Origin of the sequence: Levilactobacillus zymae (assembly GCF_032190635.1) — a bacterium.
Taxonomy (GTDB): Bacteria; Bacillota; Bacilli; order Lactobacillales; family Lactobacillaceae; genus Levilactobacillus; species Levilactobacillus zymae_A.
This window is the reverse complement of record NZ_JAVLAS010000001.1, coordinates 2,223,663-2,237,664: the sequence shown is the minus strand read 5'-3', so window position 1 is coordinate 2,237,664 and position 14,002 is coordinate 2,223,663. Positions and strand designations below refer to the sequence as shown.

Annotated in this window: 12 protein-coding genes; 7 read left to right on the top strand and 5 right to left on the bottom strand. The window is 53.3% G+C overall.

Translation table 11 applies throughout. The features are described from left to right. Positions 1 to 135: 135 nt before the first annotated feature. From RI501_RS10690 to RI501_RS10675, 4 genes are all read left to right on the top strand, one after another. Complete coding sequence (locus RI501_RS10690; protein ID WP_313822445.1) at positions 136 to 1,305, top strand: galactokinase; 1,170 nt, start codon at positions 136 to 138, stop codon at positions 1,303 to 1,305. 401 nt (positions 1,306 to 1,706) lie between these two features. Further along, positions 1,707 to 2,711, top strand: a complete 1,005-nt coding sequence (gene galE, locus RI501_RS10685) for a UDP-glucose 4-epimerase GalE (RefSeq protein ID WP_313822443.1) — start codon at positions 1,707 to 1,709, stop codon at positions 2,709 to 2,711. Further along, positions 2,711 to 4,174 (top strand): UDP-glucose--hexose-1-phosphate uridylyltransferase, encoded by a 1,464-nt coding sequence (locus tag RI501_RS10680; protein ID WP_313822441.1) that lies wholly within the window; start codon positions 2,711 to 2,713, stop codon positions 4,172 to 4,174. Before galE ends, RI501_RS10680 begins: the two co-directional genes overlap by 1 nt. A 36-nt stretch (positions 4,175 to 4,210) precedes the next feature. Next, complete coding sequence (locus RI501_RS10675; RefSeq protein WP_313822439.1) at positions 4,211 to 5,218, top strand: LacI family DNA-binding transcriptional regulator; 1,008 nt, start codon at positions 4,211 to 4,213, stop codon at positions 5,216 to 5,218. 370 nt (positions 5,219 to 5,588) lie between these two features. On the opposite strand, the gene RI501_RS10670 is transcribed toward RI501_RS10675, so the two are convergent. The 3 genes from RI501_RS10670 to RI501_RS10660 all read right to left on the bottom strand — a co-directional run bounded on the left by RI501_RS10670 (position 5,589) and on the right by RI501_RS10660 (position 9,565). Beyond that, positions 5,589 to 7,544 (bottom strand): M13 family metallopeptidase, encoded by a 1,956-nt coding sequence (locus RI501_RS10670; protein WP_313822438.1) that lies wholly within the window; start codon positions 7,542 to 7,544, stop codon positions 5,589 to 5,591. A gap of 159 nt (positions 7,545 to 7,703) precedes the next feature. Beyond that, complete coding sequence (locus RI501_RS10665) at positions 7,704 to 8,201, bottom strand: MarR family transcriptional regulator (RefSeq protein WP_313822436.1); 498 nt, start codon at positions 8,199 to 8,201, stop codon at positions 7,704 to 7,706. 482 nt (positions 8,202 to 8,683) lie between these two features. Further along, positions 8,684 to 9,565 (bottom strand): hypothetical protein, encoded by an 882-nt coding sequence (locus RI501_RS10660; RefSeq protein ID WP_313822434.1) that lies wholly within the window; start codon positions 9,563 to 9,565, stop codon positions 8,684 to 8,686. A 218-nt stretch (positions 9,566 to 9,783) separates the two neighbouring features. Here RI501_RS10660 and RI501_RS10655 point away from each other — a divergent pair, with 218 nt between their 5' ends. Next, complete coding sequence (locus RI501_RS10655; RefSeq protein WP_313822432.1) at positions 9,784 to 10,209, top strand: universal stress protein; 426 nt, start codon at positions 9,784 to 9,786, stop codon at positions 10,207 to 10,209. A 68-nt stretch (positions 10,210 to 10,277) separates the two neighbouring features. Here the strand turns inward: RI501_RS10655 and RI501_RS10650 are convergent, their stop codons facing one another. Continuing rightward, positions 10,278 to 10,403, bottom strand: a complete 126-nt coding sequence (locus tag RI501_RS10650; protein ID WP_263862334.1) for a hypothetical protein — start codon at positions 10,401 to 10,403, stop codon at positions 10,278 to 10,280. Positions 10,404 to 10,593: 190 nt separating this feature from the next. Here RI501_RS10650 and RI501_RS10645 point away from each other — a divergent pair, with 190 nt between their 5' ends. Both RI501_RS10645 and RI501_RS10640 read left to right on the top strand, forming a co-directional pair. Further along, positions 10,594 to 11,709: a YibE/F family protein gene (locus tag RI501_RS10645; RefSeq protein WP_313822429.1), complete on the top strand. Its 1,116-nt coding sequence runs from the start codon at positions 10,594 to 10,596 to the stop codon at positions 11,707 to 11,709. Next, entirely contained in the window at positions 11,706 to 12,473 is a 768-nt protein-coding gene (locus tag RI501_RS10640; RefSeq protein WP_313822427.1) for a YibE/F family protein, read from the top strand. Before RI501_RS10645 ends, RI501_RS10640 begins: the two co-directional genes overlap by 4 nt. Before the next feature lie 241 nt (positions 12,474 to 12,714). Here RI501_RS10640 and RI501_RS10635 read toward each other — a convergent pair whose 3' ends face one another. Continuing rightward, positions 12,715 to 13,824, bottom strand: a complete 1,110-nt coding sequence (locus tag RI501_RS10635; protein ID WP_313822425.1) for a peptidoglycan recognition protein family protein — start codon at positions 13,822 to 13,824, stop codon at positions 12,715 to 12,717. Positions 13,825 to 14,002 lie beyond the last annotated feature (178 nt).

The window sequence follows — 14,002 nt, the reverse complement described above, 5'->3', positions numbered from 1 at the left end:
CTCAGGTCTCAGATCGGGGACCCCTTTATTGAAATGTTGTTGAAAACGCTTCAATTATGTTTGACACCGAGACTTTTACTGAGTATAGTTAAACTATAGTAAAAGTTTACTAAAATTCTAAAGGAGTTCATCGCCATGGATTATGCCAGCCTTGCATCAGAATACAAAGAAACTTTTAACGCCGAACCACAACGGGTCTTCTTCTCCCCAGGTCGGATTAACCTGATCGGGGAATACACCGACTTTAACGGGGGCCACGTTTTCCCAGCTGCCATCAGCTTGGGGACGTATGGGGCCTTCAGTAAGCGCGATGATCGGACGGTCCGGATGTTTTCTGCCAACCTGCCCAAGGCTGGCACCATTGAATTTTCGTTAGACGATCTGAGCTACAACGAGGCCGATAACTGGACCAAGTACTTTAAGGGGATGCTGTTCGAATTAGCCAAGCAGGGCAAGACCATCGATCAAGGGTTTGACCTGTACGTTCACGGGAACTTACCCGATGGCTCTGGCTTATCGTCCTCAGCTTCCGTGGAAATGTTGATGGCCCAAATCCTCTTGGATGCTTACGGTCAGGACATCTCGCGGGTGGACCTGGTTAAGGCCGGCCAGTTAGTCGAAAACGACTACTTAGGCTTAAACACCGGGATCATGGACCAATTTGCGGTCTTCATGGGGAAAAAGGACCAGGCCATCTTGCTGGACACCAACACCTTGAAGTACCAATACGCACCGGTCAAGATGGACGGCTACGTGGTGGTTATCATGAACACCAAGAAGCGCCGGGAACTGACCGATTCCAAGTACAACGAACGGCGGGCCCAATGTGAAGAAGCTTTACGGCGCCTGCAAACCAAGTTAGACATTCAAACGTTAGGTGACCTAAACGGCGACCAGTTCGACGAAAACAGTTACCTGATCAACGACGACATCTTGATCAAGCGGGCACGGCACGCGGTGGTGGAAAACCAACGGACGTTGCGGGCCTTCGATGCCTTACAAAACAACGACTTGACCACTTTCGGTAACCTGGTCAACGCGTCCCACATCTCGTTACATTACGACTTTGCCGTAACCGGGACGGAACTGGATACGCTGGTTGAAACCGCTTGGCAACAACCAGGTGTCCTGGGAGCCCGGATGACCGGTGCCGGCTTCGGTGGCTGTGCGATTGCCATCGTGAAGGAAAGCAACGTGGACGCCTTCGAAAAGGCGGTTGGCGACACCTACAACGAGAAGATCGGTCACCCAGCCGAATTCTACATCGCCCACTTAGCTGACGGTTCCCACGAACTGACGAAGTAGGCGGTAACGGACGCCTTACCGGTCAGCCTTAGCAGGACTCGTTACTGGCTAACTTGAAGCCTCGCGAAAAGTGCGGGGCTTTAAGCTTGGACTGGGTCTGGCCCGAGAAAAAAACACGGCGAAGACCAACGAGAGTATTAGCCATATCTGGACTGATATCACGGGCACGCTGGTTTTACGATTAACGCTAGTGTAGTCGTGAGGGAGGGCCTGGTGGGGCTCAGGGGTGTCGTTTGTGTTAGTCGGGGTGCTTTCCCGACTTACACAAAGGCCGAACTTTGAGACCTGGGTTTAGGGCTCAAAGTCGTGCCCACCCCGTTCCAGCCTCACCAGGCCCGACCGGCAGACGGATAAATCATACAAGTTTAAGAACACAAGACAGATTGAGGAGGAAATGCGCAATGACAGTTTTAGTTTTAGGTGGTGCTGGTTACATCGGCTCCCATGCCGTTGATCGATTGGTTGAAAAGGGGTACGACGTGGCCGTTGTGGATAACCTGGTCACGGGACACCGCGCAGCCGTGAACCCTAAGGCGCGCTTTTACCAAGGTGACGTGCGGGACCAAGATTTCCTGAACGACGTTTTTGATAAGGAAGACATCGAAGGGATCATTCACTTCGCCGCCTTCTCCGTGGTGCCTGAATCCATGAAGAAACCGTTGAAGTACTTCGACAACAACACGGCCGGCATGGTTTCCTTACTGGAAGTCATGAACAAACACAACGTTAAACGCATCGTCTTCTCCTCAACGGCGGCCACTTACGGCGAACCGAAGCAGATTCCCATCAAGGAAACTGACCCGCAAGTGCCAACCAACCCGTACGGCGAAAGCAAGTTGATGATGGAAAAGATCATGAAGTGGTCCGACGAAGCTTACGGCATCAAGTTCGTGGCTTTGCGGTACTTCAACGTGGCGGGGGCCAAGCCAGATGGCAGCATCGGTGAAGACCACCACCCCGAAACCCACTTAGTCCCGATCATCTTGGAAGTCGCTGCGGGCGAACGGAAAGAACTGTCCATCTTCGGGGACGATTACCCAACTAAGGATGGCACCAACGTGCGGGATTACGTCCACGTGGTCGATTTAGCCGACGCCCACATCCTGGCCTTGGAATACCTGAAGGCCGGCCACGACAGCAACGCCTTCAACCTGGGTTCTTCGACCGGTTTCTCCAACAAAGAAATGTTGGAAGCCGCACGGAAGGTCACGGGCAAGGAAATCCCTGCCAAGATGGCCCCACGGCGTGCCGGTGACCCAAGTACCTTGATTGCGGCGAGTGACAAGGCCCGCGACATCTTGAACTGGCAACCCCAATACGACAACGTGGAAGACATCATCCGGACGGCCTGGAACTGGAAGCAATCCCACCCCGAAGGCTACGCTGACCGGGGGGCGAACGCCTAATGGCTCAAGATACCTTACAGTTATTCTTAGACGACATCGTGGCGTCCCCGTCGCCCTACACGGCACTGGATCGCCAGTACGTGGAAAACCGCATCTACGCGTTGATTGGTGACGGTGCGGTCCAAGCGGCCACGGCGGCCAACCCAATTGATTTGGTCGCGGCGCTGGTTAACACGGCCATCGAGCACGGTAAAATTAATGACACGCCCAGTGAGCGTGAAATTTTAGAAGCCCAACTGATGGACCTGATGACGCCGCTCCCATCCGCACTGAACCGTGGCTTCTGGGACCGTTACCAGGAAAGTCCGTCCAAGGCGACCGACTGGTTCTACCAGTTGAGTCGGGCCAACGACTACATCAAGACGCGTAACATTGCGCGTAACGTGGTCTTTGACGCCGACACGCCGGCGGGCACCTTAGAAATCACCATTAACCTGTCGAAGCCGGAAAAGGACCCCAAGGCCATTGCGGCCGCGCGGAACCAACCTAAGACGGGTTACCCGTTAGACCAACTCTGCATGACCAACGAAGGCTACTTAGGCCGGTTGGGTTATCCGGCCCGCAGCAATCACCGGATCATCCGGTTGATGCTGGGCGGCGAAATCTGGGGCTTCCAGTATTCGCCGTACGCCTACTTCGCCGAACACGCCATCTTCTTGTCCCAAGTTCACCGGCCGATGAAGGTCGACCAACACGGAATCACCAACTTGTTGGAAATCGTGCGGCAGTTCCCGACCTACTTTGTCGGCAGTAACGCCGACTTACCGATCGTGGGGGGCTCGATGTTGAGCCACGACCACTATCAAGGCGGCAAGCACACCTTCTCAATGATGAAGGCACCGTTGGATCGCGAATTTGACCTGAACGTACCGGGTGTTACGGCCGGGGTCGTTCAGTGGCCGATGACCGACTTACGGTTACGGGGCGCGCACCCCGAAGCCCTGGTCACGGCGGCGGTCAGGATCATGGATAGTTGGAAGGCCTACTCCGACGAAAGCGTCGACGTGCGGGCTTACACCAACGGCACGCGGCACCACACGGTCACCCCGATTGCGTACCGTGACGGAGACGACTACGTGCTGGACCTGGTCTTACGGGACAACCAGACGTCCGCTCAGTATCCGGATGGCATCTTCCACCCGCATCAGGACGTCCAACACATCAAGAAGGAAAACATTGGCTTGATCGAAGTCATGGGCCGGGCCATCTTACCCGCACGGCTGAAACCGGAAATGGCCGAGGTCGAAAAGTACCTGATTGGGCAACCCAACCAGATTGCGGCCATGCACCAACCTTGGGCGGACAGCCTGAAGGCCCAGCACGACATCACGCCGGAAAACGTGCAATCGGTAGTTCACCAAGCGATTGGGGACACGTTTGCCCGGGTCTTGGCGGATGCGGGAGTCTTCAAGCGCGATGCCAAGGGGCAAGCCGCGTTAGACCAATTTTTAGCACAACTTTAACCAAATTTTGATTAACGTTTTAGGGAGGCGAGAACGATGGCAGCAACGTTAAAGGATATTGCTCAGGCCGTGGGTGTGTCACTGGCGACGGTTTCGCGGGTTTTGAATTACGACCGGACGTTATCGGTCAGCGACCAAACCCGCAAGCAGATCTTCGAGGTGGCGGAAAATCTGAACTATTCGAAGCTCAAGCGGCGGCCGATTCTGGCGGACAAGCAATTGAAGATTGCCGTCGTTCAATGGTATTCCAAGACCAAAGAACTCGACGACCTCTATTACATGTCGATTCGCCTGGGCTTGGAGAAGCGCAGTGAACAACGCCACTTCATTACCATGCGGACCTTCCAGAATGACCTGAGTAAGATTGACGACGACGTGGACGCGATTATCGCTATCGGGAAGTTTAGTCCCCAGCAGGTCCAAGCCTTAGCGGAAATGACGCCGAACTTGGTGTTTGTGGATCAGGACCAACTGGCTAACGGGTACGACAGCGTGGTCACGGACTTTCAGATCGCGGTGCAACAGGTGGTTGATTACTTTACCCAGCAGGGGCAGACCCGTATCGGGTTACTCCATGGGACGGAATGGACCACCGACGAGCAGTACCAGGTAATCGATCCGCGGTATCAGGCGTTCAAGCAGTTGCTGCAAAGTCGCGGACAGTACGACGACTCGTGCGTGTTCGCGGGGGATTACACCAACCAATCTGGCTATGATCAGATGACCCGCGCGATTGAGACGTTGGGTGACCAACTGCCCGCGGCGTTCTTCGTGACCAACGACCCCATGGCCGCTGGCGCGTTAAAGGCGCTTCGTGAGGCTAACATTGCCGTGCCGCAACGCGTGAGTCTGATTGGGTTCAACGACACCACGATTGCCCGGTACGTCTTCCCGGAGCTTAGTACCGTGCACGTCAACACGGAACTCCTGGGTACCACGGCGGTTGACTTGATCGAAAACCGGATTCAAACGGGCCGGACCACCCCGCAACGGGTGACGGTCGGCACGAGTCTGGTCTTACGAGAGAGCACCTTACAGAAGTAAAAAGTAAACGAAAGACCGGTTGCACGCCGTTATGGCGGGTGACCGTTTTTTTTGACGGATAGTTTCTAAAATGGGTTAAACCTAAAAATCACGCCTTGGTCGGTTAGACGAGGGCGTGATTTTAGGATTCAAAGTAAAATTTTAAGTGAGTCATGACTAGTTGCGATGGCTTAGAGTTGCCATTAACGCCAGTCTAAGCTGGAGGGCCAGTCAGAAAGGGGCTCAGGGGTGAAATTTATCTTAGCCGGTGTTGTTTGCCGGCTTAGATAAAGGTCGGTCTTCAAGACCCGGTTTGGGGGGCTTGAAGCCGTGCCCACCCCGTTCCAGCCCATTTTCTGACTGGCCCGGAAGCGCTTAGTTTAGATCTAGATTACCAGATTTTCACCCGGTCCGCCGGCTTCAGGTACATGCCGTCGCCCGGTTGAACGTTGAAAGTGGTGTAGAAGTCGTCGAGGTTCTTGACCTGCACGTCGGCCCGCAGCTTGGCCGGGGCGTGGACGTCGATCGACAGCAGAAGCTGCATATATTCCGTTGTGGCCTTCATCCGCCAGACGTTGGCCCAGTTGATAAAGAAGGCCCGTAAATCGACGTCAGCGGCCGATTTAGCGGCTTCTAGGGCACAGCTCAGCCCGCCGGCGTCGGCGATGTTTTCGGAAACGGTCAGCTTACCGTTGACCTTCTGACCGGCAAAGTCGATGCCGTCGAATTCCTTGATCATGGCCTGCGAGAGGTCCTTGAAGTGGGCCAGGTCCGCGTCGGTCCACCAGTTATTCAGGTTCCCGAATTCGTCGAACTGCGCGCCGTTGTTATCGAAGGCGTGGGAGATTTCGTGCGCCATGACGGCCCCGATACCGCCGTAGTTGGTGCTGCTGGACTGTTCTAGGCTGTAGAACGGCTTTTGCAAGATGGCGGCGGGAAAGACGATTTCGTTGTTCGACGGGGAGTAGTAGGCGTTGACCGTGTTGGCGCTCATGTCCCACTTCTCGCGGTCGACGGGGTGGCCCCAGTGGCCGAAGTGTTCAGCCAAGGCGATTTCGTCGAAGGCTTGCGCGTTGTCGAAGAGGGACTTGGTGGTGTCGACCTTAAACTTGGCGTAGAGTGGGTCGATCTTGTCCGGGTAGCCGACCTTGATGGTCAACTTCTGAAGCTTGACCACGGCCTTCTTGCGGGTGGCTTCACTCAGCCAGTCGTTGGTGGCCAACCGGTTTTGGTAAACGCCGGCCATCTTCAGGACCATCTTACGAACGTCGGCCTTAGCGGCTTCACCGAAGTATTTGCGACCGTAGTAGTCACCGACAACCTGACTGAAGTAGCCACTAGCTAGGTAGTAGGCGGCCTTTTCCTGAGAGCGAGCCTGTTTTTGACCCGACAAAGCTCGGCCGTAGGTGCCACCGACTTGGCGGAAGTCCTCGGTCAAGGTGCCACTAGCGCCCAAGACCGTCTTAACCAGGATCCAGCTTTTCACGAGTGGGAAGTTGGCGGGGGTTAAGAGATCGCCGATGGCGTCGAAGTAGGTCGGTTGCGGGAGGATGGCCTGGTCCGGTGTGGCGCCTAGAAGGGCGGTGACGGCACTGGTCAGGTCTAACGCGTCGGTCTTAGCGGCCACGTCGGCCAGCGGGAACGGGTTATAGTCCTTCACGTAGTCGGCCGCTTCTTCGGACGACTTCACGTGTGGCGCAATCAACGCGTCGAATTGCTTGGTCTGGTCGACCAACTGGGCGGCGTCATCTTCACTGTAGCCCACCATGGTCAGTAACTTGGTGGCCATCTGGGTGTAGATTGGCAGTAATTGCTTGGCCGCCGGATTATCCTTGGCGTAGTAGGTCTTGTCGGGCAGAATCAGGCTCGGCGCGTCGACGTACAGCGCGTAGTTGCTGGTATCCTTCATGTCGGGGTCGACGCTCAGCGCGATGGGCGTGGGAATGCCTTCCCGGTAGAAATCGACCAACGCGGCGTTTAGGTCGGCGAAATTCTGTAGCGCTTCGATTTTGGCCAAATAAGGCTTGAGCGGTGCGGCACCGGCCCGTTCACGGCCCGCAAAGTCACGCGTTAAGGCGTAGAATTTCTTGAATTCGGCCATTTCGGGATTGGCGGGCGTTAACTTACCCGCTAAGAGGTCGGCAAAGTCGGCCATCAAGGTGTGTTCGATGTTGTCGACTAAGTCCATGAAGCCCCCGGTCGAGGCGTGGTCGGCGGGAATGGTGGCCTGTTCGGCCCACTTGCCATTGACGGCATCGTAGAGGTCTTGGTTGAGCAGGGACTCGTCAACCGGAAAAGTCGTTGCGGAACCACCGGGTTGGCCGGCAGCAAAATGAGTGGTGTGCATACGAAAATCCTCCTTAAATATTGTCATTAGTCACAGGTTAACCCACTTGGCGGGGAAAGGAAACTATTTTATCATTGATTTCTCATGATTTGGGAGGGCCATCAAAAAAGGAGTCTGAGGCGTACCCCACACTCCTAATGCTGAACGGCATTTGGCCGCTTAATCTTCTGCTTGCCGCCGGGTCCGCGTTACGGGCCGGTGGAACTTCGGCCGGTTACGATCCCAGATAGCCACGTTGGCTTGATAGCGAGTGAAGAAATCGTTAATCGCTTCTGGCGCTAAGTCGGATGGTAATTGGTTCCAAGTCCGCGCACTCTGTAAGAAGACCTGGTGAATGTCGTCCTCCACCCGGGTTCCCTTAGGCGTTAATCGCAGGTACTTGACCCGCCGGTCGTCCATCTTGGCTTCCTGTTCGACGTAACCGTCTAGCAGTAAGGCCCGTAATTTTCGAGCCGCGGCGGAACGCGTGGTCCGGGTGTCATCCGCAAGCTCACTTAGCGTAATGTTGCGTTGTTCATGAATTTGTTTTAACAGTAAATATTGTTCGAAACTTAATGAGTATTGCCCCGTGATCTGCTCAGCGGCGTTAATCAGGACGCAGAAAATCTCCCGGTATTGCCGTAAGAAGGTCTCAAATACTCTCTCCTCGCTTTGCATGCTTGACTCCCCCTAGATAGAAGCAAATTTTTGCTGACTTAGTTGCGACGCGCTGACACCATGAGTGCTGGTCTCCGCTATCACAGCTTACCGTCATTATGCGGCACTATCGATGGGGATGAAAATGATTACACTTTATTGCGCCGGGTTAAGACAACTCAGCTTTCCATCTAGTCAAAAATACGCTAGCGGGGGTTAACTGCTAGCGTAAGAAATTGGACTGGTAAGGAATGTTCTAGGATCTAATCACTGGTTAAAACAACCAGCCGTTATTAAGAAAAGACACAGATAGTTGGTTATAACCAGTGTAAGCTGGAGGGACAGTCAGAAATGGGCTCAGGGGTGAAATTTGTCTTAGCTGACGTTTTTCAGTCGGCTTAGACAAAGGTCGGTCTTCAAGACTCGATTTGGGAGGCTTTAAGCCGTGCCCACCCCGTTCCAGCCCGTTTCTGACTGTCCAGGAAGCGCATGACTAATTGGATTTACTTGGTCATATAAATGTAGAGGTGATCCGCCGAAAAGCCAGTGTTGAACCGGATTCCGTTGGAGTGAATCGTTTTGGTATTAGTGGAACTACTATTGGACTTGGCATCCTTTAGCACTTTTTCAAACTTGTTGATCACGTACTTCGGTTTAGCCTTTAACGTAGCTCCCAGTAAGGCGAAGGTGGTCCCGAACTGCTTCTGACCGCTCTTAGTCTTCATCTGTGCCGTGGGGGTGATCAACGCGAGTCCCATTAGCTGACCGTCCTGCACGTTGGCACGGATCGTGGCGGCTTTGGTGGTGACCAAGTTTTGCACGCCATTCTTAGCCGTCGTAGGGAGCAAGTCGGCTTTAGCTTGCCGTTTGGCAGTGGCCAGTTTAGCCTGTAGCTGTTGAGCAGCGGCCTGTTGTTGCTTGGCTGCCACTGCAGCCGCCGTTGGGTCAGTCTTGGCCAGGGCCGCTAACTTTTGCTTGGTCTGGGCCTGAGTCTTCTGGGCCGTCTGCAGCTGCTTTTGGACCTTAGTTGGCAGGTAACTGGCAATGACCATCTGATTGTAGCTGGCCGCAAATTTTTGGTAGTTGCCTAATGCCTGGGTGGCCTTGACCGTGACGGTCTTGTGGGTCCCGTTAGCACTGAGTTTGACCGTTTGGTCGTGCGGTGCCGCGGGAACCTGGAAGAAGTAGGTTCCGGCCGCAACCTTAACGGATTGTTGGGGACCGTCTTCGATCTGGTAGGTCACACGCTTGGCCTTCGCGTCGCCTTTGACCACCGCGGTGAGCGCCGTGGGATGGTAGGTGGACTGTTTGGTGGTGAGGGTGTTGGAGCAGCCGGCCAGGGTCAAAGCCATCAACCCTAGGGCGCTCACGAGAAGTTTTTTCATAATTGTTAGATACGCCATCCTTTGAGTGAGTAAAGTACTTGCTACATCTTACCACAAGTCGCCTAATCCCGCGCGGGGAATTGCTTTTCTGGGAATGAGTTGCATAAAAATATTGATGAAAAGCAGTACGTGTTGCTTTCATAAAAGCCAAATTATTGGTATGATTAAGGTGTTGAAAGCGATACCACTTCGGTGGATTTTGGAAAGGACGGGATAGGATGTATGAACGGATTTTAGTACCGATGGATGGCAGCAAAAATGCCCATACAGCATTGGTAGAGGCCATTAAGCTGGCCAAAAAACTCGGCTCCAAACTGTTCATCGTCTCTGTCGCTAGTGATCAGACCTATGCACACTATGGTGCGGAATTTGGGAGTGAAATTGTCACCCATTTTAAGGCCGCGGCGACGAAGTTTTTAGACAGTGCGGTGCAAGAAGTAGAGAATGCCGGGGTACCGGTTGAAACTAGCTTCAAAGTGGGCTTGCCTAAGCCCACGATTGCGACGACGCTGCCCCAAGAACTTAAAACCACACTAACGGTGATTGGTCGTTCCGGGGTTCACGGTTTGGGTCGCGCCATTATGGGGTCGACCACGGCCTACGTGGTTCATAACTCGGACACTAGTGTCCTGGTGGTCGATTAATTCGTTGAGCTAAGCAAAAAAACGCACTGACCAATTGGTCAGTGCGTTTTTTTCAGTAATTGGCGAGATTACTTGTTCTTGATTTCGCCCTTCAACCAACGTTGAAGATTAGCGATTTCGTCGCGCCGCTTCAGGTCCTTCTTACGGTTAACCTTCCGACGGCCTTGTACGCCATTTGGATGTGCTTTTCTCATTGTAAAAACCCTCGCTTAATTAAAATAACAATCGGCTACTATTCTACTGGTTTTCTCCCAAAATTGCAAGGTCAACTGGGAATTTCACGGGACCTCCTTCGATTTAGTTAAATTTTGAGCGGGGAACCGGTGGGTCTGGGGGAAAGTGGTATATTGAAAATTGAAAGTATCAGAGAGAGGAACGGTTAGTGTGCAATCATTTAAGCAAACGTCCAAAGTGACCTGGTGGGCGTGGTTAGTCGTGGTTATCGTCGGCGGCCTACTATTGTGGGGTACCGCGCATAACGCCGTCTGGTATCACGATCCCATCATGCGGGTCACCGCGGTGCGGCAACAACAAACGACCAAGGAAACCGATGACTTTCAAAACGTCGATTATCAAACGCAACAGGTTTTGACGGGGACGTTGCTGAATACGTCACGGCGGGGGCACCAGCTGAAGGTGACCAATACCTATTCGGCGTCGGGGGCCATGGATCAACGCTACCACGTTGGGAATCAGCTGTTTGTGGTGTTACACCACCATAATGGTCATCTGAGTGCAACGGTCAAAGATCGGAAGCGCGATATCCCACTGGTCTTTATGCTGTGGGTGGTCGTGGGTCTACTCCTGTTAATCATGCAGTTTAGCGGCTTGATGGCATTTCTTAGCGTCGCGGCTAACGGGGTGCTCTTCTTAATGGCCATCCTGTTGAATGGCTCAACACAGGGCGCGCAAGTCCTGTGGATTTTCGGCAGCTTAGCCGTCGTTTTTGCGGCGGTAACCCTGTGGCTAGTGTTGGGCTGGACTCGTCAGATGGTCATCACGTTGGTAACCACGCTGGGGGGGACGCTGTGTGCCATTGTCGTCGCGTTAGGTGTCTTTCACGTGACTCACGAGAAGGGGATGTTCTACGAGTCCATGCAGTATGTGACCCAGTTACCCCGACCATTGTTCTTGGCTGAGACCTTGTTAGGGTCGTTAGGTGCGGTGATGGATGAATCGACTGACATCATCTCGTCGTTGTTCGCATTGAAACGAGAACGTCCGACCATCACGCCACAACAGATCTTCAAGTCCGGCCGGCAGATTGGGAGTACCATTATGGGCCCCTTGATTAACGTGCTGTTCTTTATTTTTGTGGCCGACACGTTTCCGATGGCATTGCTATACCTCAAAAATGGTAATAGCTGGGGCTATACCTTCTCGATGAACATGTCGATGGGAGTGGTTCAAAGCTTGATTAGTGGGATTGGTATTGTATTAGCCGTTCCGTTGGCCAGTTATCTCGCTAGTCGTTGGTTACCTAAGGGGGTGGCCGCATGAGTACAATTACCTTATTGGGCCTGATTTTACTACTGCTAATGGTGCTAGTGGGTGGCAAGGCGGGGGCCCAGTCGTTTCTGGCGTTGCTCCTGAACTTCGGCCTGCTATTCTTAGCTATCGTGTTGGTGGCCTTTCACTTCTCACCGTTGATCGTTACGTTGGTGGTCGGCTTAATGGTTTTGGCTTTGACCATTTTCATGAGTAGTGGTGATGATTTATCGAGTACCGTGGCGTTTATCGCTTCGGCCATCGTGCTGGTAGTCTTGGTCCTATTAATCGTTCCGGTTGAGCAGTGGGCCATGGTCCAGGGCTTTGGCCCGGAGGACAGTGAGGACCTGGTGGGCTTGTCGGTCCTGGTGGGGATCAACTTCGTCAAGGTGACGACGGCGACGGCGATCCTGAGCACGCTGGGAGCGATTGCCGAGGCGGCGATGGCGATTTCGGCGGGACTCAGTGAGATTCTTGAGCAGCACCCCCAGGTTGGCTTAAAATCGCTGTTTAACGACGGTATCAGCGTGGGTAAGCAAATCATCGGGACCACGTTTAACACCCTGTTTTTCGGCTTTTTCGGCGGTTTCCTGGCGTTATTCATCTGGTTCACCGGTGTGCACTATTCGTTTGGCGAGATTTTCAACGATAAAATCTTCGTGTCGGAAATCTTGATGATCCTGTTCGCCATGCTGAGTGTCTTGCTGACGGTGCCCATTACCACCTGGGTCATGACCCGAGCGGCGGCCGGTCAGCGGAAGCGCGCGGCGAAATAGGTCTGTTGCGCTGCGCGGTGGTTCCCGCGGCGGCCGTCGATAGGGTGTCACCGGACGGTTTGTTTCGCTTGATACTAAAATGGCCATTGTTCCTGAATTTGGAATAATGGCCATTTTTACGTTAAGAGTCACGCTATTTTGCGGTGTGAAAGAGGTTCGCGTCGGTACCACGCAAAAACGAGCGGTGACCATCCCGTAGATAGTCACCGCTCGCTTGAGGGTTGAAACGTAAATTTAAGCTTTAATTGCTGGCACTCACACTACTGGTACTAGTGCTAGCTGCGTTAACGTCGCTGGAACTAGTGGCGGCCGACGAACTATCAGAACTGCTCGTAGCGCTGGATGAATCGAAGCTGCTAGTGGCACTCGCTGTCGTTGCGGTGGTCGTCTTGACGTTCTGGACGCCCGTTAAGACCTTTGAGTAAACCCAGTAACGCTTGCTACTGTTCTTAGAAGGCTTGATGCGGTACCAGGTCGATCCCGTGGTCTTCTTAGCCGTCATGTCAATGTAGTAGGTCTTGCCCACCTTAGGCGTAATCTTAGACCACTTTTGCCGCTTGGCGTTCTTGTTAGAGCCCTTGACGTGATTGTATAGGTAGTATTTCGTGTACTTGCTACTTAACTTCGCTTGTTGGTTGACCGACTTGTAAGTTGCCGTGATCAACTTGGTGTGCGTTGAGGTCGTCATGGTCTTGTAGTACTTCTTAACCATCTGGTAGAAGGCAGCCATGGTGTACTTCTGCCCAAAGTACTTCTTCCCAGCCGAAGCGTAGTACCCGACCGGATCGGTATGCGTTGACCCGCCTAAATGCTTAGCGACGGACCCGTGGGACCAAACCGTCCCCTTACCGTCGTAGGCAGCATCGTTAGGCTTCAACTTGTATTCCTTTAACAGGTAAGCCGTGTACCAGGCCGCGTTAGCAATTTCGTGGGCGAAGGCGGACTTACTGTGTACTTCAATCTGTTCGAATTGAACGAACCGAGCGTTCCCCGGATAGCCAACCCCCCAGGAAAGGTAGTTGGTGTTGGCAATGTTGATGATGTGGGAGGCGTCAACGAAACTGTGGACGAAGGCGTTGTTATAGTTCCGCTTCATGTAGGCAATTTCGTTGTAAATGGTCGAAGACGGGTTAGCTGTTTCGTGGACGACGACCCCTTCCGGCTTGCCAACACCGTGCCGGTACTTGTACTTAGGAAAGCCACTCCAAATGGCCTTCGTGACCTTGGCTGGCTTGTAATTGTGACTATTAATATAATTGTTGACCTTCGAACTAGCATTCGCCGAGGTTGCTCCGCCGAAGAGACCGGCAAACCCTAACGCGGCGACTGCCGCAAGGAGAACTTTTGACATTTTCACCCGAATCATCCCTCAAATCTTTCATTATCTTATTTGTTAACAACCATCTGTACGGTTGCGACGCTATGATTTCGTACCTTACTATATCGATAAATGTCGCTCACGACAACCGGTTAACCGGGACCGTAGCTTAATATTACGCTTCTAATATCAATAACCACGGGCTTTGTTT

Coding starts and splice junctions, on each gene's coding strand:
- RI501_RS10665 (WP_313822436.1), bottom strand. CDS start 8,201: ATGCAAAGCGAGGAGAGAGTATTTGAGACCTTCTTACGGCAATACCGG.
- RI501_RS10670 (WP_313822438.1), bottom strand. CDS start 7,544: ATGCACACCACTCATTTTGCTGCCGGCCAACCCGGTGGTTCCGCAACG.
- RI501_RS10675 (WP_313822439.1), top strand. CDS start 4,211: ATGGCAGCAACGTTAAAGGATATTGCTCAGGCCGTGGGTGTGTCACTG.
- RI501_RS10650 (WP_263862334.1), bottom strand. CDS start 10,403: ATGAGAAAAGCACATCCAAATGGCGTACAAGGCCGTCGGAAGGTTAAC.
- galE (WP_313822443.1), top strand. CDS start 1,707: ATGACAGTTTTAGTTTTAGGTGGTGCTGGTTACATCGGCTCCCATGCC.
- RI501_RS10680 (WP_313822441.1), top strand. CDS start 2,711: ATGGCTCAAGATACCTTACAGTTATTCTTAGACGACATCGTGGCGTCC.
- RI501_RS10690 (WP_313822445.1), top strand. CDS start 136: ATGGATTATGCCAGCCTTGCATCAGAATACAAAGAAACTTTTAACGCC.
- RI501_RS10635 (WP_313822425.1), bottom strand. CDS start 13,824: ATGTCAAAAGTTCTCCTTGCGGCAGTCGCCGCGTTAGGGTTTGCCGGT.
- RI501_RS10655 (WP_313822432.1), top strand. CDS start 9,784: ATGTATGAACGGATTTTAGTACCGATGGATGGCAGCAAAAATGCCCAT.
- RI501_RS10640 (WP_313822427.1), top strand. CDS start 11,706: ATGAGTACAATTACCTTATTGGGCCTGATTTTACTACTGCTAATGGTG.
- RI501_RS10660 (WP_313822434.1), bottom strand. CDS start 9,565: ATGAAAAAACTTCTCGTGAGCGCCCTAGGGTTGATGGCTTTGACCCTG.